Source organism: Bradyrhizobium sp. LeoB3, from assembly GCF_055456055.1.
Genome location: NZ_JBVBEF010000116.1, coordinates 1 through 22,748, shown reverse-complemented (window position 1 = coordinate 22,748; position 22,748 = coordinate 1). Strand labels below are relative to the sequence as shown.

Below are 22,748 nucleotides of genomic sequence, written 5' to 3'. Positions count from 1 at the left end.
CGTCGAGGTCTTCAACATCCGCTACTTCGGATGCCGTCTACCCGAAAACCGAATTGGTTCTCAGGCTCTACGATTCCTGCTGCGAAGCTTACCTCGGAGGTAATCGCCGGAATGTGCCGAATCTGTAGCCTGCGGGCACAACAGATTTTGAACGGAACGCCCCGCCATGCACCAGATCGTCACTTATGTCAGTGAGCCCATGTCAGTGGATTCCTCGCGGCGCTGGTGGGTGTTGGCGACCGTGGTCGCCGCGCAATTCATGTTCGGCGTCGATGCCTTCATCGTCAATGTCGCGATCCCGACCATCGCGGCGGAGCTGCATGCGAGCGCGGCCGAGATCGAAGCCGTGATTGCGATCTACCTGATCGCCTATGCGACGCTGGTGGTCACCGGCGGCCGGCTCGGCGACATCTACGGCACCAGGAACGTGTTCGTCGCCGGCGTTGCGGGTTTCAGCCTGGCGTCACTGTGGTGCGGGCTTGCGCAATCCGGACCTGAGCTGATCATCGCGCGGCTGGCGCAGGGCGCGACCGCGGCGCTGATGGTGCCGCAGGTGCTGGCGACGCTGCATCTGCTGTTTGCGGATTCCGCGCGCGCCCGTGCCTTCGGCATCTACGGCATCGTACTGGGCCTCTCCGGCGCCGCCGGCTTCCTGCTCGGCGGCGTGCTGGTGACGCTCGATCTTGCCGGGCTTGGCTGGCGCGCGGTGTTCTTCGTCAACGTGCCCTTCGGCATCGTCATCATTGCCGCGGCCCTCAGGATCATGCCGACGGTGCCGCATCGCGCCGGCACGAGGCTCGACATTCCCGGCGCGGTCGTGCTGTTTGCGGGATTGCTGTGCCTGATCGGACCGCTGTTGTTCGGGCATGACGTGCACTGGTCGCCCTGGGTGTGGCTGGTGATGGCGGGCGGCGCTGTGATCATCGCCGCGTTCGTCCGGCTCGAACGCGTGATCGCGCGCGGCGGCGGCATGCCGCTGATCGATCTGGCGCTGCTGACTGACGCAGCCTTCATGCGCGGACTGGTTGCCGTGTTCTTTTTCTTCTTCGCCAATCTCTCATTCTATCTGATCATGACCATGTTCATGCAGAACGCGCTGCATATTCCGCCGCTTCAGGCCGGATTGGTCTTCATGCCGGCTGCGCTCACCTTCGTGGTCGCCTCGCGCCATAGCGGCGCACGGGCCAGGCATCGCGGCACGCTGGTGCTGATCGAGGGCTGCGCGCTGCAGATTGTGGGCCTTGCCGCGATTGCCGTGACAGCGGCATTGGTTGAGGCGCCTTCCGCGATGTCGCTTGCGCTGGTGCTGACGATCTTCGGCTACGGCCAGGGATTCGTGATGGCGCCGCTCTCGAGCGCGGTGCTCTCGACGGTGAAGCCTGCGAGCGCGGGCGCCGGTTCCGGCATGTATGGCACCACAGCTCAGATCGGCAATGCGTCCGGTGTGGCCGCAATTGGCGCCGTGTTCTTCGCGATCGAAGTCGCAGGGTCAGCGCGGCTGGCGCTGCATGCGGCATGCGCATTGTTTGGGCTGTCGATCATCATTTGCGCCGCATTCCTGTCATGGATGCGGCGCGCACCATGATCACAAATTAATCTTGCGATCACGAATTTACCGGCCGCCTCACGATTTCGCGGGAAAGGACAGTATACGGACTTTTTATTTTGCGCTGCAGCAACTATGTGATTTGGCCGAGGCTCGTCAAAATCACCTCAGGAGTTGCTGTTGTCACTTGCCAAGAACATCGAGTTCCTAAGCCATCTGCCCCGGCTGAGCGGATTCAATGGGCTTGCCGCCGTCTACGGGCGAAGCCTTGCACCTGCGGTCGACAGTCCGCTGGTCGAGACCGCCGATTTCGGATCGAATCCCGGCGCGCTGAAGATGTATTCGTTCGTGCCGGAAGAGTTGCCGCGCGGTGCCGCGCTGGTGGTCGTGCTGCACGGCTGCGGCCAGACCGCGGCCGGTTACGATCTCGGTGCGGGCTGGTCGACGCTTGCGCGTCACTATGGCTTTGCGCTGCTGCTGCCGGAGCAACAGGTCGCGAACAACGCCAACACCTGCTTCAACTGGTTCAATCCGGCGGACATCAAGCGCGGCAAGGGCGAGGCTGGCTCGATCCGTCAGATGATCGCGCGCATGGTGGTCGATCACAAGCTCGATCCGCGCCGCATCTACATCACCGGACTCTCCGCCGGCGGCGCCATGACCTCGGTGATGCTCGCGGCCTATCCGGACGTGTTCGCGGCCGGCGCGATCGTTGCCGGCCTGCCATTCGGCATCGCCACCAATCTGCGCGAAGCCCTCAATGGCATGATGCAGGCCTCGTCGCGCACCGCCACTGAATTGGGCGATCTGGTGCGCGGCGCGTGGAAGCATAACGGTCCGTGGCCTAAGGTTTCGGTCTGGCACGGCAGTGCCGATCGCACCGTCAATCCCGGCAATGCGGACGCGATCGTCCGGCAATGGCTCGACGTGCACGGCCTGCCTGAGACGCCGATGGCGACGACGATGGTCGACGGTTATCCGCGGGATGTGTGGTGGGATTCGAACGGCGAGACGGTCGTCGAATCCTACACCATCACCGGCATGGCCCACGGCACGCCGCTTGGTGTCGCCGCCAATGACGAACGTTACGGCGAAGCCGGCGCCTTCCTGATCGAGGCCGGGATTTCGTCGTCCTACCACATCGCGAATTTCTTCGGCCTCACCGAACGGACCCGCCGATCCGCGCCGGCTCCGAGAGAAGCGGTCAAGCTTGTGACGCAGCCGGTCGCAAAGGAAGCGGCAAAGCAGCCGATGCCCTTGCCGCGCGCCACTCCCTCGCGTCAGGCTGTGCCGTCACGCAACCTCCGCGGCCGCGCCCGCGAGATCAGCGATGTGATCACCCGGGCACTGACAGCCGCTGGTTTGATGAAGTAATTCTGGCGCCGCGGTTACTAAAGCGCGATGAGATGAGGATGAATCATCATCGCGCTCTAGCTTATTGTTTGAGCATGATCTCCGCGCAAACGCTTCGCGTTTCTCGCGAGGGAAAACCGCTTCACACTTTTCCGGATCATACTCTAGCCGCGGCGTCGCTCACAGCTCGCCGGTGATGAACGGGTTCGTCATCCGCTCCTGGCCGATGCTGGAGCCGGCGCCGTGGCCGCAGATGAAACCGACGTCATCACCGAGCGGCAGCAATTTCTCCTTGATCGACCTGATCAGCGTCTCGTGGCTGCCGCCGGGCAGGTCGGTGCGGCCGACTGAGCCGTTGAACAGGACGTCGCCGACATGGGCGAAGCGCAATTCGCGGTTGAAGAACACGACGCTGCCCGGCGAATGGCCGGGGCAATGCAGGATCTCGAAGGTGAGTTCGCCGATCGTGACCTGCTCTCCCTCCTCGAGCCAGCGGTCCGGCGCGAAGTCGCGAACGCCGCTCATGCCGAAACGCGCGCCGCTGCTGACAACGTTGTCGAGCAGATATTTGTCCGCGATATGCGGGCCCTCGATCGGCACCTTCAGCGCATCGCGCAGTTCGGCGGCGCCGCCGACATGGTCGATATGGCCATGGGTGATCCAGATCTTCTCGACGCTGACGCCGGTCTGTTTGATCGCCTCCTGGATCTTCGGGACGTCGCCGCCAGGATCGATCACGACCGCCTTCTTGCTCGGCTCGTGCCAGAGGATGGTGCAGTTCTGCTCGAACAGCGTCACCGGCACGATGATGGCGCCGGCCTTCGGTTTTGTTTCGGTTTTGTCATCCATGGCGGCACCTTATTCTTCCCTTGGACCCCGTCAACAAGGGTCCGGAACATCCTGCGCCCATTGGCCGGTCTGTGATAGGATTGCACAAGTCTTGAACATGTAGTGTGAAAGAGGAATGGCATCCACCGTGACGGAACATCCCGTGAGCCAGGTTTCGCGGTCGCCGCTCGGAGGCGCGCGCACCACGGCCCGCGCCTTCTTTGTGGCCGAGCGCCTGAACACGTCGGGGCTCGAGCGCAGCGATGTACTGGCGACGACGCCATTGGCGTTCCGCGTCAATGACAACGGCGTCGCGATCCTGTTCCGTTACGGTGTCGTGGTCCTGATCGGCCTGAATGCGCTGGAGGAGGAGGAGTTCCTGCGCGGGCTGCAGTCGCGCCTGGTCGCGCCGTTTGCGCGGCGCGAGGAGGAGAGCGCCACCATCGAGCTCGCCTCCGAGAAGGACGATCAAATTCCGCCGGGCGGTCCGATCTGTCTGCAGAGCCTGTCGCCGGAGCGGCTGATCCTGGTCGGCGAGGCGCTGGCCAAGAGCGTCGTGCTGGCGCGCCATGAGCGCGAGGTCGCCGCGGTATTCGACACGACCGAGCCGTTCGCGCGCGAGCTCGCCAAGAGCGGGCAGATCCATCGCAGCCGCAGCGCGATCCTGAAGCACATCGGCAATGCCTTGTCCGTCCGTCATCGCGTCTCGGGGCCGGTCGAAGTGTCCGAGAAGCCCGACATCCTCTGGGACAAGCCGCAGCTCGAGCGGCTCTATGCCCGGCTCGAGGACGAATACGAACTGAAGGAGCGCACCGAATCGCTCAACCGCAAGCTCGCGGTCATCGCCGAGACCGCGCAGGTCCTGACCGACATCATCGATACCCGCCGCTCGCTGCGGCTCGAGCTGATCATCGTCTTGCTGATCCTGTTCGAGGTGTTGATCACTATCTACCAGCTCGCGACCGGCCGCCACGTGTGATGTTCCTCTCCCCGTTCTTACGGGGCCGAGACGAGCAGAGCTCGCTCTGAGAGGTGAAGCGGAGCTCGCGGCTCGCTTCGATACGAATCATTGATACGTTATGCATCGAAATTTTCACGCAAACGCGCCACGCGTTAGCGCCTTGCCACGTTCAAGCCTGAATTGAAGGGTGACGTGACGATATGAGTGATTTGGGCGATATTGAAAAAAATTGGTGGCGGCGCGGCGTCTTCTATCAGGTGTATCCGCGCTCGTTTCAGGATTCCAACGGCGATGGCGTCGGCGATCTCAAGGGAATTTTGCGGCGATTGCCGTACTTGAGAGAACTTGGCGTCGATGCGGTCTGGCTGTCGCCGATATATCCGTCGCCAATGGTCGATTTCGGCTACGACATTTCCGACTACACCGGCATCGATCCGCAGTTCGGTACGATGGAGGATTTCGACGCGCTGGTCGCCGCAGCCCACGACGCGGGGCTGAAGTTGATCCTCGATCTGGTGCCGAACCATACCTCGGACCAGCATCCCTGGTTCATCGAATCGCGAAGCTCGCGCGATAACCCCAAGCGCAATTGGTACATCTGGCGCGATCCGAAGCCGGGCGGCGGACCGCCGAACAATTGGCTGTCGGAATTCGGCGGCAGCGCCTGGGAATATGACAGCGAGAGCGGGCAATATTACTACCACGCCTTCCTGGCCCAGCAGCCGGACCTGAACTGGCGCAATCCGGAGGTCCGGGCGGCGATCTATGACGTGATGCGGTTCTGGCTCGGCAAGGGCGTCGACGGCTTTCGCGTCGACGTCATCTGGCATCTGATCAAGGACGCCAAGTTTCGCGACAACCCGCCCAATCCGCATTATCACGAGGGCCGGCCGCCGCATGAGAAGTTTCTGACGCAATATTCCACCGACCAGGCGGAGGTGCACGAGGTGATCGCCGAGATGCGGCGCGTCACCGAGGAATTCGAGGCCCGCGTGCTGATCGGCGAGATCTATCTGCCGCTGCATCGCCTCGTCGCCTATTACGGCAACGATCTCACCGGCGCGCAGATGCCGTTCAACTTCGCGCTGCTGTCGACCTTGTGGAGCGCGCGCTCGATCGAGCGGATCATCGAGGATTATGAGAAGGCGCTGCCACAGGGCGCATGGCCGAACTGGGTGCTCGGCAATCACGACCGGCCGCGGGTCGCGAGCCGGGTCGGGCCTGAGCAGGCGCGCGTCGCCGCCATGCTGCTGCTGACGCTGCGCGGCACGCCGACGCTCTATTACGGTGACGAGATCGGCATGCGCCAGGTTCCGATCGCGCCCAATGAAGTGCGCGATCCCTTCGAAAGGAACGTGCCGGGTATCGGCGTCGGCCGCGACGGCTGCCGCACGCCGATGCAATGGGACGCCGAGCCCAATGCCGGCTTCTCGACCGCAAAGCCCTGGCTGCCGCTCGCCCATGATGCGCTGCGCGAAAACGTCGCCAGTCTCGGTACCGACAGGACGTCGATCCTCAACCTGTACAAGGCGCTGATCGCGCTTCGTCGGCAATGGCCACAGCTCGTGACCGGCAGCTATGAACGGGTCGCCGCGCAAGGCGACATCCTGCTCTATCGCCGGCGTGGCGAGGAGGGCGCGCTGATCGTGGCGCTGAACCTGGGGGCCGAGCCGGCCGCGGTCACCTCGAGCGCGATCGCTTTCGGCAGCGAAATCCTGCTGTCGACCTTCCTCGACCGCAACGGAGAGACGATCGAAAGCGTGCTCGATCTCCGTGGCAATGAAGGCGTCATCATCGCCCCACCGGGGCACCGAGATCGCGATGCGGCCGACCTCCATCAGCCAGAGCTGGAGCAGGGCGAATCGGCCGACATCGATGATCAGGCCGGGTGACCGCCTTTGTCGGCCTGATCGATATCGCTGCGTTTCAACAAATAATCGAGCCCGCCGACCCTGTACCAGCGGTAGCCATAGGCCTCGAGCAATAGCCGGTGCTGACCGCGGCCATTGGCGCGGCTGTGGTCTTCCGTGAGCAGGTTGATCAGGAGCTTGCCGGTGTCACCGGGAAGCCCGGCCCGAAAGGCCACCTCGCACGGTCTGTCATCGAGGTTATGGACGAACAGCACCGAATTGTTGCGCCAGTCGTAGCGGATCGCAAATACGGCTGGATCATGCGTGTCGATGATGCTGAAGTCGCCCCAGCCGACCTCCGGCACTTCCTTGCGCATGCGGATGATGCGCTCGGTCCAGTTCAGCATCGAATTGGGATCGCGGCGCTGCTTGGCGACGTTGACGTGCTCATAACCGTAAGGGCCGGTATCGATGACGGGGGCCGTCGGCCTGTCGCCCTTCGTGAATCCGGCATGCGGCTCCGTCGACCATTGCATCGGCGTGCGCGCACAGCCGCGCTCGGGCAGATCGAGATTGTCACCCATCGCGATCTCGTCACCGTAACGGATGACCGGCGTGCCCGGCAGCGTGCACATCAGGCTGTAGGCCAGTTCGAGCCGGCGCCGGTCGCCGCCCAGCATCGGCGCGAGGCGGCGGCGGATGCCGCGATCGTAGAGCTGCATCTCCTTGTCGGGACCGAACGCCTTGAACACGATTTTGCGCTGCGCGTCGGTCAGGCGGCCGAGATCGAGTTCGTCATGGTTGCGCAGGAACAGGCCCCACTGCGCCGTCGCCGGTCGCGGCTTTGTCGCCTCGAGCGCTTTTGCGAGCGGACGCGAGTCGGCGGAGGCGAGTGCATAGAACAGATGCTGGTTGACCTGGAAATTGAACATCATGTGCATGCGGTCGCCATCCCTGCCGAAATACTCCATGTCGGTTTTCGGCAGCACATTGGCTTCGGCCAGAATGATGGCGTCGCCCTCGCGCCATTGCAGGAATTCGCGAAAGGCGCGCAGCATGTCGTATTGCTCGACCGGCTTCTTGACGTTTGGTCCCTTGGTCGCAATCACGAAGGGCACCGCATCCATGCGGAAGCCGGAGACGCCAAGCTGAATCCAGAACCCCATGATCTTGAGGATCTCGGCCTGCACATGCGGATTCGATGTGTTGAGGTCCGGCTGAAAATCGTAGAAGCGATGGAAGTACCAGGCGCCAGATTCCTTGTCCCTGCTCCAGGTCGACTTCTGCACGCCGGGAAACACCATGCCAGTGTCGGCATTGGCCGGCTTCTTGTCGGACCAGACATACCAGTCGCGATACTGGGATTCTTTGTTCTTGCGCGCCTCGCGAAACCAGGGATGCTGGTCGGACGTGTGGTTCACGACAAGGTCGATGATGACACGGATGCCGCGCTGCTTGCAGCCGTGGGTGAACTCGACGAAGTCTCCGAGCGTGCCATAGCGAGGATCGACGCCGTAATAGTCCGATATGTCGTAGCCGCCGTCGCGGCCCGGCGAGGGCTGGAACGGCATCAGCCAGATCGCGGTGACGCCGAGCCCGTGGAGATAGTCCAGCCGGCGCAACAGCCCCTTGAAATCGCCGACACCATCGCCATTGGCATCCATATAGGTGTCGACGGAAAGACAGTAGATAACGCCGTTCTTGTACCAGAGGTCGTCGATCACAGGGCTTCCCTCACAGGTCCGCCCGGGTGATTCAGCGGCCGTCTATTAAGCGGAGAGAGCAGCTTGGGTTCCCGCCATAGCCGTGTTGGGTGGTCCGGCGGAATCGGCTAGGTTATTGATATGGAATCGTCCGCCCGCAACATCGCCCTTGTTCCGCCGCCGGACCGTCGCCAGTCGGAGACGGCGCTTGCGATCGCGCGCGGCACGGCGCGACTGTTGCGCTCGCTCGGGTTCTCCTGCATCAGCGAATTGCCGCTGCCGTCGGGCCGGCGTGCCGATCTCGTGGCGCTGAACGAGCGCGGCGAGATCTGGATCGTCGAGATCAAGTCGTCGGTGGAGGACTTGCGCGCCGACCAGAAATGGCAGGACTATCGCCTCCATTGCGACCGCCTGTTCTTTGCCTTCACGCAGGATCTGCCGTGCGAGATCTTTCCTACTGACACCGGCCTGATCATTGCGGATGCCTATGGCGCGCACATGCATTGCGAGGCGCCGGAGCATCGGCTGCCGGCGCCGACCCGCAAGCTGATGACGGTGCGCTTTGCGATCGCGGCGGCGCAGCGGTTCAACCGCTTGCTCGACCCGCAGGGCCATGCTGAGTTTTGAACGGCAGACCTCATCCTGAGGAGCCTGCGTAGCAGGCGTCTCGAAGGATGGGCCACGGGCGAGATCGGGGCCTCATGGTTCGAGACGCCGCTTTGCGGCTCCTCACCATGAGGGGATACGGCGGTTGCGCCGTCAAAATTACCGCGGCGCGCGCTTTGCCAGGATGCGCTGCAGCGTCCGACGGTGCATGTTGAGGCGGCGCGCCGTTTCCGAGACGTTGCGGTTGCACATTTCGTAGATGCGCTGGATGTGCTCCCAGCGCACGCGGTCGGCCGACATCGGGTTGGCCGGCGGTTCGGATTTCTCGGTGCCGCTCGCGAGCAATGCCGCGACGACATCGTCGGCGTCAGCGGGCTTGGAGAGATAATCGATCGCGCCCATCTTCACCGCGGTCACGGCGGTGGCGATGTTGCCATAGCCGGTGAGCACGATCGCGCGCGCATCGGGGCGCTTGCGCTTCAATGCGGAGACGACGTCGAGGCCGTTGCCGTCGCCGAGCCGCAGATCGACCACAGCAAACGCAGGCGCGGCCTTTCCGATCTGCGCGAGGCCATCGGACACGGTATCGCAGGATGTCACGGTGAAGCCGCGGGTCTCCATGGCGCGCGACAGGCGCTCCAGAAACGGCTTGTCGTCCTCGACGATGAGCAATGAGCGGTCGGCTTGATCGTTCAGTTCGGCGATGGCGTTCACGGTTCTGCTATCCCTTCTCCAACCCCAAAGATATGGCGTGTGACTGCGGCGATGCCAAGGCCACCCAAAACCGACCGGTTAATGCGTCAAATTGTCGAATTGCGTTCAGCCCATCATTTCGTCGGCGGCGTCGCTTGTCTCGAACACATCGCGGGGCCAGACGATCTGCACCACGGCGCCGTGATCGGGAAACACGCGGTTGGTGAAGGTGACCTTGGCGCCGGTACGCTCCAGCAGCGTCCGCGCGATGAAAACGCCAAGACCAAGCCCTGTGCGGCCGTTTTGCGCCTCATCCGCGCTGCGGCGCCGCGACAAATAAGGCTCGCCGATCCGGTTCAGCATATCAGGGGCGATGCCGGGGCCATCATCGGAAATGACGATTTCGACGGTCTCGGCGTTCCACCAGGCATTCACCTCGACGGTCTGGTTGGCGAAATCCACTGCATTTTCCAGGATGTTGCCGACGCCATAGAGGATCGCGGGATTGCGGGCGCCGACCGGTTCCGTGGTGACTGCGACAGCAAGCCGCACCTTGATTGCAACGCCGAAATCGCGGTGCGGTGCAACAGCCTCCTCGATCAGCGTCGACAGTTTCATGCGGTCGAACGGCGCACCGGTGGAGGAGAGCTGGGTGATCTTGCCCAGGATGTCGCGGCAGCGCTGCGCCTGTTCGCGCAGCGTCTTCAAATCGGCGGCGAGCGGGCCGTCCTTCACCGTACCTTCCAGCTCGCGCGAGATCAGGAAGATGGTTGCGAGCGGCGTGCCAAGCTCGTGCGCGGCCGCAGCCGCAAGGCCGTCGAGCTGGGTCAGATGCTGCTCGCGCGCCAATACCAGCTCGGTCGCAGCCAGCGCGTCCGAGAGCTTTCGCGTGTCCTCGGTGACCTGGAACGCGTACAGGCTGGTGACGCCGATCGCGAGCAGGATCGAGAGCCAGACGCCGAACAGATAGATCGGCGGCAGCACCAGCGGATCGTCGGCGTCCCAGGGCAGCGGCAAATGAAAGAACACCAGCGCCGATGCGCAGGCGACCGCGAGACAGCCGAGCGCGATCGTCAGCCGGACCGGCAGCGCGGTGGCGGAAATCAGGACCGGCGCCAGGAACAAATATGAGAACGGATTCTGCAGGCCGCCGGTCAGGAACAATAAGCCGGCAAGCTCGACAATGTTGAGCGCGAGCAGCGCCGCGGCATAGATCGGCTCCAGCCGCTGCATCGGGTTGAACGCGATCTGCAGGGCGAGATTGAGCAGCGCCGACAGCGCGATGATGGCGATGCAGGGGATGACGGGGACGTCGAATTCCAGGCCCTGCGCGACAATGAAGATCGCAGCGAGCTGGCCGAGCGCGGCCAGCCAACGCAGCCGCAGAATTGTATCCAGGCGAACATGGCGGCGTGGTTGGCGGAAATCGGAGGCGGCAACGTCGGTCATATCCTCACTCTAGCTACACGACAGCTCGATCACAAACGTGCGTGATCTGGCTGTTCTGGCCTCCGTCATGGCCGGGCTTGCCCGTCTTCGCGATCGCTTCGCCGGACTGACACTAGAGTGCCCGGCGAAGCCTTGGCGTAGCCGGGTCCCGGCCATCCACGTTCTTGCCGCCGAGGGAGAGTAAGACGTGGATGCCCGGGACAAGCCCGGGCATGACGAGCTCCTTGCGCTCGGGGACGTGATGCCTCAATGAAACGGGTTGAATGAACATCGAACAGACAATTTCGCGTAAGCCGCCAGCTTCCGATCCCGCAGCTTCGGCCGCGATCGATGTCGCGCATCTGGTGAAGGTCTACAAGGCCACCCGCGCGGTCGACGATGTCTCGTTCCGGATCGCGCGCGGCAGCATCACCGGGCTGCTCGGCGGCAATGGCGCCGGCAAGACCACGACGATCGCCATGATCATGGGCCTGGTGCTGCCGACCTCCGGCCGCATCCATGTGCTGGGCTTTCCGATGCCCGAGCAGAGCGCCGAGGTGCTCGGGCGGATGAATTTTGAGAGCCCCTATGTCGACATGCCGATGCGGCTCACCGTGCGCCAGAATCTCACGATCTTCGGCCGGCTCTATGCCGTGCCGAATCTCACAGAGCGGATCGATCGGCTCGCCTCCGACCTCGATCTGCGCGACTTCATCGACCGCGCCAACGGCAAGCTGTCCGCCGGCCAGAAGACGCGCGTGGCGCTCGCCAAGGCACTGATCAACGAACCTGACCTGTTGCTGCTGGACGAGCCGACCGCCTCGCTCGATCCCGATACCGCCGATTGGGTGCGGCAGCACCTGGAGAACTACCGCAAGAGCCATAACGCGACGATCCTGCTCGCCTCGCACAACATGCTGGAGGTGGAGCGGCTGTGCGACCGCGTCATCATCATGAAGCGCGGCAAGATCGAGGATGACGACAGTCCCGATCGGATCATGGCCCGCTACAACCGCGACACACTGGAAGAGGTGTTCCTGGACGTCGCCCGCGGCCGCACCCGGGAGAGCGCGACATGAGCGAGATTGCTGTCCATCGCGGGCTTTCGCTCAACCGCATCAACGCGATGGTGCTGCGCTATTGGTACCTGTTGCTGTCGTCCTGGCCGCGACTATTGGAACTGGTCTATTGGCCGGCGCTGCAGATCATCACCTGGGGTTTCCTGCAGAACTACCTTTCGCAGACCTCGGGCTTCTTTGCGCAGGCCGGCGGCACCCTGATCGGCGCGGTCATCCTGTGGGACATCCTGTTCCGCGGCCAGCTCGGCTTTTCGATCTCGTTCCTTGAGGAGATGTGGGCGCGCAACCTCGGCAATCTCATGATGAGCCCGCTGAAGCCGATCGAGTTCCTGATCTCGCTGATGATCATGAGCCTGATTCGCCTCGCCATCGGCGTCATTCCGATGACGCTGCTGGCGCTGTTCTTCTTCGGGTTCAACTTCTACGCCGTTGGCCTGCCGCTGATCGCCTTCTTCTGCAACCTGATCTTCACGAGCTGGTCGGTCGGCATTTTCGCCTCCGGCCTCGTGCTGCGGAACGGGCTCGGCGCGGAGAGCATCGTCTGGACGCTGATGTTCGCGCTGATGCCGCTTGCCTGCATCTATTATCCCGTCAGCGTCTTGCCGCCCTGGCTGCAGGTCGTCGCCTGGATGCTGCCGCCGACCTATGTGTTCGAAGGCATGCGGGCGCTCTTGATCGACCACGTCTTCCGCACCGAGCTGATGGTCGACGCCCTCGTCATCAACGCGGTGCTGCTTGTCGCGTCATTTTCGATCTTTCTTGCCCTTTTGCGCAGCGCCAAACGCAACGGCTCGCTGCTCAGCAGCGGTGAATAACCATCACTTTCTCGTGGATTTTCGCTTAGTTAAGGCTTTTGGCGCCTTAAATGGACCGATCGGTGCATTGACGCATTATTACGCATTCGACAGTATGCTGCGTCGCAAACAAGGATTTTGAAGCAAATGCCGATTGGTGAATTTGGCGGCGCCCCGCCGCTGGCGGCCGAAGGCAGTCCGGCGCTCACGACGCCACTGTACTGGATGTACGAGATGGCGCATTCGTCGCTGAACCCGGCGCGCGCGGTGACTGACGCCACCAAGATCCTGTTTCAGAATCCGCTCAATCCGTGGACGCATACCGAAGTCGGCAAATCCGTCGCCGCTGCCTGCGAATTGTTCGAGCGCACCACCCGCCGCTACGGCAAGCCGGAATGGGGCCTCGACGAGACCGAGGTCAACGGCGTGCGTACGGCGGTTGAAGTCCGCACGGTCTGGGAAAAGCCGTTCTGCCGGCTGCTCTATTTCGATCGCAAGCTGACCCGGCCGCTGCGCAGCCCCCAGCCGCGCGTGCTGATCGTGGCGCCGATGTCCGGCCATTACGCGACGCTGCTGCGTGGCACGGTCGAAGCCTTCCTGCCGACCCACGAGGTCTACATCACCGATTGGGCCGATGCGCGCATGGTGCCGCTGTCCGAAGGTCGCTTCGATCTCGATGACTATGTCGATTACCTCATCGAGATGCTGCATGCGCTCGGCGGCAACATGCATGTCATCGCGGTCTGCCAGCCCTCGGTGCCCGTGGTGGTCGCGGTCTCGCTCATGGAAGCGCGGCGCGATCCCTTCGTGCCGCTGTCGATGACGCTGATGGGCGGCCCGATCGACACCCGCCGCAATCCGACTGCGGTCAACAACCTCGCCGCCGAACGCGGCATCGAATGGTTCCGCAACAATGTCATCACCAAGGTGCCGTTCCCGCATCCTGGCATGATGCGCGACGTCTATCCGGGATTCCTGCAGCTCAACGGCTTCATCAGCATGAATCTCGACCGCCACATGGATGCGCACAAGGCGCTGTTCGCCAATCTGGTGAAGGGCGACGGCGATCTCGTCGACAAGCATCGCGAATTCTATGACGAATATCTCGCGGTGATGGACCTGACCGCCGAGTATTATCTGCAGACGGTCGACCTCGTCTTCGTCAAGCACGCGCTGCCGAAGGGCGAGATGACCCATCGTGGCGAGCTGGTCGTTCCCTCCAAGATCAGGCGCGTTGCGTTGATGACGGTGGAAGGCGAGAAGGACGACATCTCCGGCCTTGGCCAGACCGAAGCGACGCATGCTTTGTGCACGTCGATTCCCGATCACCGCCGCGTGCATTACGTGCAGAAGGGCGTCGGACACTATGGTGTGTTCAACGGTTCGCGTTTCCGCGCTGAAATCGTGCCGCGCATCTCCGATTTCATGGTTTCGTCGGCGAATACACGGCTTTCCTTGGTCGCAGCCGCTGAATAGCGGCGTGATCGAGCCCGTTTTGGGTGGGTTTGTAAGTCGCTGAATTGATTAAAAGAATCCGGATTCGGCGATCACTCAAGGAATGAGTTTTGACTCGTTCCTTGGGGGGTGATTTCGGGCCGGGTCGGCCCAAATTTTTCGGGTTCCGACCCCACGATATGGGGGTCAAACCACGGGCAGCCTCTGTATATTGGGCAAATGATTTGTTTTTGCGCCGAGCGATTTCCCTGGCGGCGGATATGGCAGAATCCGGGCGAACTCCTCCTCCCCGGACTCTCAGAAATGGCTACTCGCGCGCTTCTCTATCGGCGGCCCGCCGAACCCTCGACTCTTCTCATCAAGCACGGCTCCCAATATTTCGCGATCAGGCTACGGCGGCATAGGCGCGCGCGTCGCTACACGCTTCGCATTCATCCAACTGACCGCGAAGCGATCCTCACGATGCCGCCGCGCGGCACCATCGCCGACGCGCGCGACTTCGCGCAGCTTCATGGCGGCTGGATCGCCGCGCGTCTCGGTCGTCTGCCGAAGGCGGCACCGTTCCAACCCGGCACAGTGGTGCCGTTGCGCGGCGTGCCGCATCGGCTCGTGCATCGCGCCGGCGAGCGCGGCACGGTGTGGACCGAGACCCGTGACAGCGGCGAAAGGATTTTGTGCGTGGCCGGCGAGCCGGAGCACATGGACCGCCGCGTGCACGACTTCCTCAAGCGCGAAGCGCGCAAGGATTTGCACAAGGCTTCCTTGGCGTATGCGGCGGAACTCGGTGTGCGCGTGCGCCGTGTCTCGATCCGCGATCAATCGAGCCGCTGGGGTTCCTGCACCTCGCACGGATCGCTGTCGTTCTCCTGGCGCCTGATCCTCGCGCCGCCCTACGTGCTCGACTATCTCGCCGCGCATGAAGTCTCGCATTTGGTCGAGATGAATCACTCGCTGCGGTTCTGGAAGACCGTGGGCCGGATCTGCTCGTCGGTGGATCGCGCCAAGACCTGGCTCGACACCCACGGCAACGACCTGCATCGCTACGGGATCGAGGATTAAGCCGCGCTCTCCGCTGTCGTCCCGGGCAAGCGCAGCGCAGACCCGGGACCCATAACCCCAGGGAGTAGTTTTGCGGAAGGCGACTGCCGCTGAAGCCTTATTGAGGCATCACGCGGTATGGGTCCCGGCCTTCGCCGGGACGACGTGGAATAGCTGGCAGCGCAAACCAATCAACGCCCGCCGAACAGGCGATCGACCAACCAACCGTCCAATCCTGCCGCAGCTTCCGGACGCGCGTTGGGGTTGGGGGGCGCGGACGCGCGCGTCGGCGCCGGCGTTGGCGGGCGATACTGACCGGCGGATGGAACGGGTGCGGGCGGCGCGAGCGACTGCGGTGATGGCGCGCTGACCTGCGACGAGGCCTGCACCAAATTCGACAGCGCCCAGCCGACTTGCGAATTCGGCAGGCTCGCGACCGGCACGCCCTGATGCGCCGTGCGCATGAAGCGGCTCCACACCTCCACCGGCAGTCCACCGCCGGTCGCCTTCTTGGTGGGCGAATTGTCGTCGTTGCCGAGCCAGACGCCGGTGACGAGATTGGCGGTGTAGCCGATGAACCAGGCATCGCGGAAATCCTGGCTGGTGCCGGTCTTGCCGGCCGCGGTCCAGCCCGGAATTTCGGCCTTGCGCGCGGTGCCGGAAATCAGCGTCTCCATCATCATCGCGTTCATCATCGCGACATAACGCGGCTCGACCACCCGGGCGAGCGGGTCGGCCGGGCGGACGTAGAGCAGCTTGCCTTTATCGGTGCGGATCCTCGTCACCACATGCGGCGAGACGGCGGTGCCGCCATTGGCAAAGGGCGCGTAGGCGCCGACCAGTTCGATCACCGAGACCTCGGAGGTGCCGAGCGCGATCGAGGGATTGGCGTCGAGCTTGGAGGAGATGCCGAGCCGGTGTGCGGTCCGCACCACGTTCTTCGGCCCGACCTCGAGCCCGAGCCTGACCGCGACCGTGTTCAGCGACATCGCCAGCGCCTGCGTCAGCGTCACCGAGCCGAAATATTCGTGGGTGTAGTTCTCCGGTTTCCAGCCCTTGATATCGAGCGGCGCATCGGTGCGGATCGTCTCGGGCGTCAGCCCGCCCTCGACCGCGGTGAGATAGACGAACGGCTTGAAGGCCGAGCCGGGCTGGCGCTTGGCGGTCACCGCGCGGTTGAACTGGCTCTCGGCATAGTTTCGTCCGCCCACCATGGCGCGCACCGCGCCGTCGGGCGTCATCGCCACCAGCGCGCCCTGGGTGACGTTGAACTTGACGCTCTTGGCGGCGAGCTCGTCGATGATGGCGGCTTCGGCGACGTTCTGCAGCTTCGGATCGATCGTGGTCTCGACCGTGATGTTCTGGTCGATCTGGCCGACGAGGTCGTCGAGCACTTCGCCGATCCAGTCGGCGACATAGTTCACGGTGCCGGCGCCGGCGGGCTTCACGTTGTAGGAGGGATGGCCGATCGAGGCCTGCGCCTGGGTCTCGGTGATGAACTTGGCGTCCGCCATCGCCGACAGCACGACCTGCGCGCGCTGCTCGGCGCCTTCAGGATTGCGGTTCGGCGCCAGCCGCGACGGCGATTTGACGAGGCCTGCAAGCATCGCGGCTTCCGCCAATGTCACGTTCTTTGCGGACTTGCCAAAATAGCGTTGCGCCGCGGCCTCCACGCCGTAGGCGCCGGAGCCGAAATAGACGCGGTTGAGATAGAGCTCCAAGATCTCGTTCTTGGAATGCTTGCGCTCCAGCCAGATCGCGAGCTCGGCCTCCTGCAGCTTGCGCTGCATGGTGCGCTCCTGGGTGAGGAACAGATTCTTGGCGAGCTGCTGCGTCAGCGTCGAGCCACCCTGCGACACGCCGCGACGCAGGAGATTGGTCACCGCTGCGCGCGCGATGCCGATCGGGTCGACACCGTAGTGCGAGTAGAAGCGGCGGTCCTCGATGGCGATGAAGGCTTTCGGCAGGTATGGCGGCAGGTCCTTCAGCGCGACATTGGCGCCGGCCATTTCGCCGCGCTGCGCCAGCACGCTGCCGTCCATGCCGACGATCTGGATTGTCGGCGGGCGCTTCGGGATTTCGAGCGATTGGATCGGCGGCAGATGTGCGCCGACCCAGACCACGACGCCGATAACCGCAATCGCCGCCCACAGGCCGAGCACCACGCCCCAATAGAACAGGCGGCCGATCGAAAAGCCGCCGCGCGATTTCCGCCGTTTCCCGCCACTCGGGGCAGGCTTGCGCTCGCGCGGCGGTTCCGCGCCGGGGTCACTGCTGCCGCTGCTGCTGCGCTTGGCGGATTTCTTCGGTCTGTCTTCGGGATTGGGGATGCGGTCGGCCGGCGAGAGCCGCAAATCGGCGAGCGCGGCCGGAAGCCCGAATAGCGGCTCCTTGCGCCCGCCGCTCTTTTTCTTTCCCCACGCCATCCACAAACGCTGCTCACACCACGTTCCGCCGCACGCTAGCGCTCCCGGTTTAAGGCCCGGTTACGCAAAGCTTAACGCGGGATTAGGAGGTGAGGCGGCGCGTGGTAAGGATTGGGGAACCAGGCGTAGAAAACGCGCCAAACAAAGAAAGGAGCGACGCATGGGCCATATCGATCCGACCAAGGAAGTCTTCGCGCAGTTCAGGGAGAGTGATCGGCCGGGGCCGATCCACATGCTCAATCTGGTTCGCCTGCGCGAATGGGCCGCCTATCCGGACGGCCGCAAGGTGATCGGCGCCGAAGCCTATGCGGCCTATGGCCGCGAGAGCGGGCCGGTGTTCGAGCGGCTCGGCGGCCGCATCGTCTGGCAGGGCCGCTTCGAATTGATGCTGATCGGGCCCGAGGCCGAACGCTGGGATCATAGCTTCATCGCCGAATACCCAAGCGTCGCCGCCTTCGTCGAAATGATCCGCGATCCCGTCTATCGCGAAGCGGTGAAGCACCGCCAGGCCGCGGTGGAGGATTCGCGATTGATCAGGCATGCCGTGTTGCCGGTGGGCAAGACGTTCGGGGAGATTCCGAAGTAGGCTTTTTCCCGTCATTGCTTCGCTTGCGCTCGCAATGACGGATGGGGCAGCGTGCTCCGCCCTATCCCCTCACCCTGAGGAGGTCGCGAAGTGACCGTCTCGAAGGGCGAGGCCACCGGCGGGGCCTCATGGTTCTCCGAGCGATGCGCAGCATCGTCTCGAGACGCGCTGCGCGCTCCTCATCATGAGGGTCAAGCAGCGCAGCGACGCATAAAACAAATCGGCGGCCTGGAGGCCGCCGATCGTGTCTTCCATAAGCCGCGCCACTAGCCCGCCGGGCCGGCGTCTTCGAGGATCGGGCCGAACAGCTCCCAGCGCTCGCCGTTAAAGCGCATCATCTGGAGCTGCTTGTTGACGCGGTAATCGGTCGGCGAGGTGTTGGCGACGATGCCGGGCAGCGAGAGGTCGAGCTGCACGTTCTTCAGGCTGGCGGCCTGCTTCATCACGTTCTCGCGCGTGAGATTATCGCCGCACTCCTTGAGTACATGGATCAGAAGCTGCGCGGTCGAGTAGCCGTAGGTGTTGAAGTTCGAGTCCTTGTCGCCTTCCGGATAGTACTTGGCCATGAACTCGAAATACTTCTTCATGCCGGCATCATCCTTCCAGGTCGGATCGAGCGGATCCTTGCCGTAGTTGACGCTGATCACGCCCTTGGCCGCCTCGAGGCCGGCGGGCTTCATCACCGCGCCGACGGAGGTCGCGTTGATGTCGACGATCTGCACTGGCTTCCAGCCGAGTTCGGCGATCTTCTTGATCGCCTGCGCCGCCTGCTTCGGCGTGGTGGCGCTGAAGAACAAGTCCGCACCGGCGTCCTTGATCTTGAGGATCTGCGAATCCACGGTCGGATCTGAGACCTCGTAGGAGGCTTCCGCCACCACCATGCTGGCCGCCTTGTCGCCGAGCCCGGCTTTGATGCCGTTCAGGTAGTCTTTGCCGAGGTCGTCGTTCTGATAGAGGATGCCGACCTTGGCGTTCGGATGGTTCTTCAGAATGTACTGGCCGTAGATGCGGCCCTCGACGAAGTAGTTCGGATTGAAGCCCATCGTCCACGGGAAATTCTTCGGGTCGGTGAACTTCGAGGCGCCGGTTGCTGCGAACAGCTGCGGCACCTTCTTGGAGTTGAGATATTTCTGGACCGCCGCATTGGATGGCGTGCCGACGATCTGGAAGGTCAGAAGCACCTCGTCGCTTTCGACCAGCTTGCGCGCCTGCTCGACGGCCTTCGGCGGCGAATAGGCGTCGTCGTATTGGATCAGGTTGATCTTGCGTCCGTTTACGCCGCCCTGATCGTTGATCATCTTCATATAGGCGGCCTGGGTCTTGCCGATCGAGGCATAGGCCGATGCAGGTCCGGAGAACGGCACGGTCTGGCCGACCTTGATCTCGGTGTCGCTGGCGCCGGGGTCGTATTTCTTCTGGGCATTGGCCGCCGAAACCGACAGCGCGAATGCCAGCGCGGTCCCTGTGACCAGATGCAAAAACCCGTTCCTCATTCGCAGTTTCCTCATGTGTTGTGATTGTGCCGATGATCTTCTCCGCCGGACTTCAAAACCCGCCGGATGCCATCGCTGCCGGTAATAGTGGAGGAACCCCTGGTGCAATGCAAGGTGGCGTCGCGCCGAAAAGCCGAGCGATATCAGTCGACCAAAGTAGGGTGCTGGTTACGCAAGCCAGAGCAGGATCAGCGCGAGCGCAGCCGGCGCCGCCTGCACATAGAGGATCCGGCGGCTAACGGTTGCCGCGCCATAGACGCCGGCAACGATTACGCAGAGCAGGAAGAATGTCTTGATCTGAAACGCGAAGCCCGGGTTGGCGTGAAGCAGGCCCCAGATCAGGCCCGCCGCGAGGAAGCCGTTATACAGGCCCTGGTTTGCGGCGAGCACCGCCGAATCGGTGGCCTTCTCGATCGAGTTGCGAAACGTCTTCAGGCCGAGCGGCTTGGTCCAGAGAAACATCTCCAGGATCAGGAAGTAGATGTGCAGCGCGGCCACCACCGCGACCAAGAGGTTTGCGATCCAGAACATCTCTTCCCCCCATCCCCGGAAACCGGGTGGACGGTAGCACGCGACGGATCGAAGATGCGACTGTTCATCGATGTCTGGAACGACAATGCCTGTACGCGACAAACTGACGAAGCCGGCCACAACGTTCGGCCTGGATCGGCTGGAAACGCCGATCGGCGTGGCGTTGCTGGTCACCGATGACGACGGCGCGCTCCGCGCGCTGGATTGGGAGGACTATGAGGCGCGCATGAACGAGCTGCTGCGCCTGCACTATGGCGCCGTGGTCTTGAAACAGGCGCGTGCGCCGAAGGACATCCGCGCCGCGCTGTCCGAATATTTCAAGGGCGATCTCGATCGCCTCGGCGGCATCCAGTGGCGCGTCGCGGGCACGGCGTTCCAAAACAAGGTCTGGACCGCGCTGGCGAAGATCCCCGTGGGCACGACGATGAGCTATGGCGCGATGGCGGCAAAGCTCGGTGCGCCCAACGCGCAGCGCGCTGTCGGTCATGCCAACGGCTCCAACCCGATCAGCGTCGTGCTGCCCTGTCATCGCCTGATCGGTGCCAATGGCGCGCTGGTCAAATATGGCGGCGGGTTGGAGCGCAAGCGCTGGCTGCTCGCGCACGAAGGCGTTTCGCTTTAGGCTGGCCGTCGCCGGATCAAGAACTTCTGCATGCCTTCGAGCACCAATTCGCGGCGCTGGTTGAACACGGTGGAGCGCAACGTCACGACGCCGGTGGTGCGGCCGGGCACAAGCTCGGTCACTTCGAGCGCGGGATAGATGGTGTCGCCGGCATAGACCGGCTTCAAGAAGCGGCTCGACTGTTCGAGAAAGCCGATCATGGATTCCTCGACGATGAACGGAAACAGCCCGGCGCCGGGTGCGGTGTGGATCAGGGTCTGAAAGCCGTGCGCGAGCAGGTGCGGCATGCCGCGGGCACGGCAATATTCGACGTCATAGTGGATCGGATGGGTGTCGCCGCTGGCGGTCTGGAACGCCGCGAACACCGCCTCGGTCTGGGTCCGGCTCGGGATCACAAAGCGCTCGCCGAGGGTGAAATCTTCGAACCAGCGCTGTGCTTGCACCATGCGGTGTTGGGCGGGGTCGAAGTCGGTCATATCAGGGCTTTCCTCGGCAGAATTGTTTTGTGATGTACCGGTATCGCAGCGATGTTGATGCGGCAATCGATTCCGCCTAAAGCGCGATGAGATGAGGATGAAGCATCATCGCGCTTTAGGTTATTGTTTGAGCATGATCTTTTCGGAAAACCGCCTCACACTTTTCCGGATCATGCTCTAATCCCGCCATGACGAGAAGCATCCCAGTCATCCATGACCCTGTTCGCAAAACTCTCCGCCTATGATGATCGCTCCGCCCGGCTTGCCGGCATTGGGCTGATGCTGCTGTCGATCTTCATGTTCTCGTTCGGCGATGCGATGGGGAAATTCCTTGTCGCGACCTATTCGGTCGGACAGTTGTTGTGGCTGCGCGCCTGTGCGGCACTGGTGGTGCTGCTGCCGATCATCTGGAAGCAGCGTGCGAAGTTCTTCCCTATCGAGCGTCCCTGGCTGCAATTGCTGCGGGTGATACTGTCAACGCTCGAGGTCGCCGCCTTCTTCCTTGCGACCGTCTACCTGCCGCTCGCCGACGTCATCACCTATTATCTTGCCGGCCCGATCTTCGTCACCGCGCTGTCGGGTCTGGTGCTCGGCGAGCAGATCGGCTGGCGGCGCTGGAGCGCGATCCTGGTCGGCTTCTGCGGCGTATTGATCGCGCTCAGGCCATCAGCGCAAACCGTGAGCTTGCCGGCGATGATTGCGCTCGGCGGCAGCATGTCGTTCGCGGTCCTGATGCTGATCACGCGCTCGCTGCGCGCAACACCCGATATCGTGCTGACCTCGTCGCAGTTCTGCGGCACGTTCCTGCTCGGCGCCGTGCTGTCGCCGTTCGGCTGGGTGACGCCGGATGCCGGCAGCCTTGCTCTCTTCTTCGTCGCCGGGCTGATCTCGGTCGCGGCGCTGTTCTGTGTCAATCGCTCGCTGAAGCTGGCGCCGGCAAGCGTGGTGGTGCCCTACCAATATTCGATGATCGTCTGGGCGGTGATCTTCGGCTTCGTCGTGTGGGGTGACGTGCCGTCCTGGGCCACAATCGTCGGGGCCGCGATCATCATCGCCGCCGGGCTCTACATCTTCCTGCGCGAGCAGAAGCTGGGGCGGGAAGAGCCGGTGGTGAGCCCGCCGGTGTAGCCTCAACGACGCTGCGCAGTTTCTGCTTGCTCGCGCTTCAACAACTTCCTGTGGTTATGGGTCCCCGCTTTCGCGCTAGGGAGTGTACAAATCTCGGAGCGCCCATCCCTTGGCCATGGTCTGCAATGTGTCGAGGCCGTGCTTGAAGGTGA

The 22,748-nt window shown here is 63.1% G+C and carries 20 protein-coding genes; 12 read left to right on the top strand and 8 right to left on the bottom strand.

The features are described from left to right. The first annotated feature begins 166 nt into the window (after positions 1–166). A complete protein-coding gene (locus tag ACZXDY_RS39495) occupies positions 167–1,585 on the top strand; it encodes an MFS transporter (RefSeq protein WP_464349219.1) in 1,419 nt (472 codons plus the stop codon). Between the two features lie 141 nt (positions 1,586–1,726). Then, positions 1,727–2,920 (top strand): extracellular catalytic domain type 1 short-chain-length polyhydroxyalkanoate depolymerase, encoded by a 1,194-nt coding sequence (locus tag ACZXDY_RS39490; protein ID WP_464349218.1) that lies wholly within the window; start codon positions 1,727–1,729, stop codon positions 2,918–2,920. A gap of 159 nt (positions 2,921–3,079) precedes the next feature. Here ACZXDY_RS39490 and ACZXDY_RS39485 read toward each other — a convergent pair whose 3' ends face one another. Beyond that, entirely contained in the window at positions 3,080–3,748 is a 669-nt protein-coding gene (locus ACZXDY_RS39485) for an MBL fold metallo-hydrolase (protein ID WP_208823626.1), read from the bottom strand. 142 nt (positions 3,749–3,890) lie between these two features. On the opposite strand from ACZXDY_RS39485, the gene ACZXDY_RS39480 reads away from it, so the two are divergent. Both ACZXDY_RS39480 and ACZXDY_RS39475 read left to right on the top strand, forming a co-directional pair. Beyond that, positions 3,891–4,706: an RMD1 family protein gene (locus tag ACZXDY_RS39480; RefSeq protein ID WP_456644123.1), complete on the top strand. Its 816-nt coding sequence runs from the start codon at positions 3,891–3,893 to the stop codon at positions 4,704–4,706. 182 nt (positions 4,707–4,888) lie between these two features. After that, a complete protein-coding gene (locus ACZXDY_RS39475) occupies positions 4,889–6,580 on the top strand; it encodes an alpha-amylase family glycosyl hydrolase (RefSeq protein WP_464349217.1) in 1,692 nt (563 codons plus the stop codon). Here ACZXDY_RS39475 and ACZXDY_RS39470 read toward each other — a convergent pair. Continuing rightward, positions 6,568–8,262 carry an alpha-amylase family protein gene (locus tag ACZXDY_RS39470; RefSeq protein WP_464349216.1) on the bottom strand — a complete coding sequence of 565 codons (1,695 nt, stop codon included), beginning with the start codon at positions 8,260–8,262 and terminating at the stop codon, positions 6,568–6,570. The two genes, ACZXDY_RS39475 and ACZXDY_RS39470, sit on opposite strands and share 13 nt — an antisense overlap. A gap of 120 nt (positions 8,263–8,382) precedes the next feature. Between ACZXDY_RS39470 and ACZXDY_RS39465 the strand changes: the two genes are divergently transcribed. Continuing rightward, positions 8,383–8,868: an MmcB family DNA repair protein gene (locus ACZXDY_RS39465; RefSeq protein ID WP_028162441.1), complete on the top strand. Its 486-nt coding sequence runs from the start codon at positions 8,383–8,385 to the stop codon at positions 8,866–8,868. A 138-nt stretch (positions 8,869–9,006) separates the two neighbouring features. Here ACZXDY_RS39465 and ACZXDY_RS39460 read toward each other — a convergent pair whose 3' ends face one another. Further along, a complete protein-coding gene (locus ACZXDY_RS39460; RefSeq protein WP_027583039.1) occupies positions 9,007–9,561 on the bottom strand; it encodes an ActR/PrrA/RegA family redox response regulator transcription factor in 555 nt (184 codons plus the stop codon). Between the two features lie 105 nt (positions 9,562–9,666). Next, entirely contained in the window at positions 9,667–10,989 is a 1,323-nt protein-coding gene (locus ACZXDY_RS39455; RefSeq protein WP_464349215.1) for an ActS/PrrB/RegB family redox-sensitive histidine kinase, read from the bottom strand. 263 nt (positions 10,990–11,252) lie between these two features. Here ACZXDY_RS39455 and ACZXDY_RS39450 point away from each other — a divergent pair, with 263 nt between their 5' ends. The 4 genes from ACZXDY_RS39450 to ACZXDY_RS39435 all read left to right on the top strand — a co-directional run bounded on the left by ACZXDY_RS39450 (position 11,253) and on the right by ACZXDY_RS39435 (position 15,355). Further along, the gene (locus ACZXDY_RS39450) at positions 11,253–12,047 is read left to right on the top strand and encodes an ABC transporter ATP-binding protein (protein ID WP_464349214.1); all 795 of its coding nucleotides are present in this window, start codon (positions 11,253–11,255) and stop codon (positions 12,045–12,047) included. Further along, positions 12,044–12,862: an ABC transporter permease gene (locus tag ACZXDY_RS39445; RefSeq protein ID WP_464349213.1), complete on the top strand. Its 819-nt coding sequence runs from the start codon at positions 12,044–12,046 to the stop codon at positions 12,860–12,862. Before ACZXDY_RS39450 ends, ACZXDY_RS39445 begins: the two co-directional genes overlap by 4 nt. A 126-nt stretch (positions 12,863–12,988) precedes the next feature. Then, positions 12,989–14,317 (top strand): polyhydroxyalkanoate depolymerase, encoded by a 1,329-nt coding sequence (locus ACZXDY_RS39440; RefSeq protein ID WP_464349212.1) that lies wholly within the window; start codon positions 12,989–12,991, stop codon positions 14,315–14,317. Positions 14,318–14,515: 198 nt separating this feature from the next. Beyond that, entirely contained in the window at positions 14,516–15,355 is an 840-nt protein-coding gene (locus ACZXDY_RS39435; protein ID WP_464349211.1) for a M48 family metallopeptidase, read from the top strand. Positions 15,356–15,525: 170 nt separating this feature from the next. On the opposite strand, the gene ACZXDY_RS39430 is transcribed toward ACZXDY_RS39435, so the two are convergent. Then, positions 15,526–17,760, bottom strand: coding sequence for a transglycosylase domain-containing protein (locus ACZXDY_RS39430; RefSeq protein ID WP_464349210.1), 2,235 nt, complete (start codon positions 17,758–17,760; stop codon positions 15,526–15,528). A gap of 160 nt (positions 17,761–17,920) precedes the next feature. Between ACZXDY_RS39430 and ACZXDY_RS39425 the strand changes: the two genes are divergently transcribed. After that, complete coding sequence (locus tag ACZXDY_RS39425; protein ID WP_464349209.1) at positions 17,921–18,346, top strand: DUF1330 domain-containing protein; 426 nt, start codon at positions 17,921–17,923, stop codon at positions 18,344–18,346. Positions 18,347–18,612: 266 nt separating this feature from the next. On the opposite strand, the gene ACZXDY_RS39420 is transcribed toward ACZXDY_RS39425, so the two are convergent. Together ACZXDY_RS39420 and ACZXDY_RS39415 are read right to left on the bottom strand one after the other, a co-directional pair. Continuing rightward, positions 18,613–19,839, bottom strand: coding sequence for an ABC transporter substrate-binding protein (locus ACZXDY_RS39420; RefSeq protein ID WP_208829512.1), 1,227 nt, complete (start codon positions 19,837–19,839; stop codon positions 18,613–18,615). A 168-nt stretch (positions 19,840–20,007) separates the two neighbouring features. Then, a complete protein-coding gene (locus ACZXDY_RS39415; protein ID WP_464349208.1) occupies positions 20,008–20,370 on the bottom strand; it encodes a DUF1304 domain-containing protein in 363 nt (120 codons plus the stop codon). 85 nt (positions 20,371–20,455) lie between these two features. On the opposite strand from ACZXDY_RS39415, the gene ACZXDY_RS39410 reads away from it, so the two are divergent. Beyond that, complete coding sequence (locus ACZXDY_RS39410; RefSeq protein ID WP_464349207.1) at positions 20,456–20,992, top strand: methylated-DNA--[protein]-cysteine S-methyltransferase; 537 nt, start codon at positions 20,456–20,458, stop codon at positions 20,990–20,992. Here ACZXDY_RS39410 and ACZXDY_RS39405 read toward each other — a convergent pair. Next, on the bottom strand, positions 20,989–21,468 hold the full coding sequence (locus ACZXDY_RS39405; RefSeq protein WP_028162430.1) for a MaoC family dehydratase: 480 nt from the start codon (positions 21,466–21,468) through the stop codon (positions 20,989–20,991). The two genes, ACZXDY_RS39410 and ACZXDY_RS39405, sit on opposite strands and share 4 nt — an antisense overlap. 213 nt (positions 21,469–21,681) lie before the next feature. Between ACZXDY_RS39405 and ACZXDY_RS39400 the strand changes: the two genes are divergently transcribed. Beyond that, positions 21,682–22,596, top strand: coding sequence for a DMT family transporter (locus tag ACZXDY_RS39400; protein WP_464349206.1), 915 nt, complete (start codon positions 21,682–21,684; stop codon positions 22,594–22,596). The last annotated feature ends 152 nt before the right edge of the window (positions 22,597–22,748 follow it).

Bases quoted from the DNA above. Each gene is read 5' to 3' on its own strand.
- ACZXDY_RS39430 (WP_464349210.1), bottom strand. From the start codon at position 17,760: ATGGCGTGGGGAAAGAAAAAGAGCGGCGGGCGCAAGGAGCCGCTATTC.
- ACZXDY_RS39415 (WP_464349208.1), bottom strand. From the start codon at position 20,370: ATGTTCTGGATCGCAAACCTCTTGGTCGCGGTGGTGGCCGCGCTGCAC.
- ACZXDY_RS39450 (WP_464349214.1), top strand. From the start codon at position 11,253: ATGAACATCGAACAGACAATTTCGCGTAAGCCGCCAGCTTCCGATCCC.
- ACZXDY_RS39400 (WP_464349206.1), top strand. From the start codon at position 21,682: ATGACCCTGTTCGCAAAACTCTCCGCCTATGATGATCGCTCCGCCCGG.
- ACZXDY_RS39495 (WP_464349219.1), top strand. From the start codon at position 167: ATGCACCAGATCGTCACTTATGTCAGTGAGCCCATGTCAGTGGATTCC.
- ACZXDY_RS39420 (WP_208829512.1), bottom strand. From the start codon at position 19,839: ATGAGGAACGGGTTTTTGCATCTGGTCACAGGGACCGCGCTGGCATTC.
- ACZXDY_RS39425 (WP_464349209.1), top strand. From the start codon at position 17,921: ATGGGCCATATCGATCCGACCAAGGAAGTCTTCGCGCAGTTCAGGGAG.
- ACZXDY_RS39410 (WP_464349207.1), top strand. From the start codon at position 20,456: ATGCCTGTACGCGACAAACTGACGAAGCCGGCCACAACGTTCGGCCTG.
- ACZXDY_RS39405 (WP_028162430.1), bottom strand. From the start codon at position 21,468: ATGACCGACTTCGACCCCGCCCAACACCGCATGGTGCAAGCACAGCGC.
- ACZXDY_RS39465 (WP_028162441.1), top strand. From the start codon at position 8,383: ATGGAATCGTCCGCCCGCAACATCGCCCTTGTTCCGCCGCCGGACCGT.
- ACZXDY_RS39475 (WP_464349217.1), top strand. From the start codon at position 4,889: ATGAGTGATTTGGGCGATATTGAAAAAAATTGGTGGCGGCGCGGCGTC.
- ACZXDY_RS39440 (WP_464349212.1), top strand. From the start codon at position 12,989: ATGCCGATTGGTGAATTTGGCGGCGCCCCGCCGCTGGCGGCCGAAGGC.
- ACZXDY_RS39485 (WP_208823626.1), bottom strand. From the start codon at position 3,748: ATGGATGACAAAACCGAAACAAAACCGAAGGCCGGCGCCATCATCGTG.
- ACZXDY_RS39445 (WP_464349213.1), top strand. From the start codon at position 12,044: ATGAGCGAGATTGCTGTCCATCGCGGGCTTTCGCTCAACCGCATCAAC.
- ACZXDY_RS39435 (WP_464349211.1), top strand. From the start codon at position 14,516: ATGATTTGTTTTTGCGCCGAGCGATTTCCCTGGCGGCGGATATGGCAG.
- ACZXDY_RS39455 (WP_464349215.1), bottom strand. From the start codon at position 10,989: ATGACCGACGTTGCCGCCTCCGATTTCCGCCAACCACGCCGCCATGTT.